The sequence below is a fragment of the Polynucleobacter sp. 35-46-11 genome (assembly GCF_002281105.1).
Genome location: NZ_NCFJ01000722.1, coordinates 1 through 1,075 on the forward strand (window position 1 = coordinate 1; position 1,075 = coordinate 1,075).

The following is a 1,075-nucleotide window of genomic DNA, read 5'->3' on the forward strand; positions in this document are numbered from 1 at the left end:
AGCGTAAGAAGTAATTCTGACTTTGTTGATGAAAAAGCCCGGCTTGCCGGGTTTTTTTGTTTCTGAAGAGTGGGCAATTGTCCTGCGCCCCAGCCTAAATTGCTAGCTTTGTACTAATCTCCGATGACGATGAATGCTCATCAAAATACCGGCACCAAAACCTAGCGTCACCAGTGCGGTACCTCCGTAACTAATAAAGGGTAGCGGAACTCCTACGACCGGCAATAGACCGCTTACCATGCCAATATTCACAAACGCGTAGGTAAAAAAGATTAACGTTACTGATGCGCCGAGGAGGCGTGTAAACAAATTTGGCCCACTTGCAGAGATAGCTAGACCACGCTTAATTAAGGCAAAGAAAAGTCCTAATAAGATTAAGTTACCAAGCAAGCCAAACTCTTCAGAGAAAACAGCAAAGACAAAATCGGTATGTTTTTCTGGAATAAATTCCAGATGGGCTTGAGTGCCTTGAAACCAACCCTTGCCAAAAAATCCACCAGAACCAATTGCAATCATGGCCTGAATCGTATGAAAGCCTTTTCCTAAAGGGTCACTGCTGGGGTCAAGCAGGGTGCATACGCGATGCTTTTGGTATGTGTGGACAAATGGCCAAACAATATCTTGGGCGCAAATAGTGCCACCAAAAATAACGATGAGAAGAATTCCCAGCGCACCAATTCCTATAAATGGCAAGATCCACTTCCAAGGTAATCCGGCAAGAATAATCACATACATGCCTGCAGCAAAAACTAATAATGAAGTTCCTAAATCGGGTTGGCGCGCAATAAGGAATACTGGAATTCCAAGAATGATGGCGGCTACTCCATAGTCCCAAGATTTTTGTACCCCCTCTCGCTTTTGAAAATACCAAGCTAACATCAGGGGCATAGCAATCTTCATTAACTCAGAAGGTTGAATGACAAACCCAATATTGAGCCATCGTCTCGCACCTTTTTTGATTAGCCCAAATACAGCAACGGCAATCAGCAGTGCAACTCCAATGCCATAAATCCATACTGCTGCCATTTCCAGCCATTTTGGTGGGATACGGGAAACTATCCACATGACAACAAAG

1 protein-coding gene is annotated in these 1,075 nt (G+C 44.1%); it reads right to left on the minus strand.

Annotated elements, in window-relative coordinates:
• Positions 1–102: 102 nt before the first annotated feature.
• On the minus strand, positions 103–1,075 hold a 973-nt coding region (gene rodA / locus B7Y67_RS19095; RefSeq protein WP_293599981.1), incomplete at its 5' end, for a rod shape-determining protein RodA.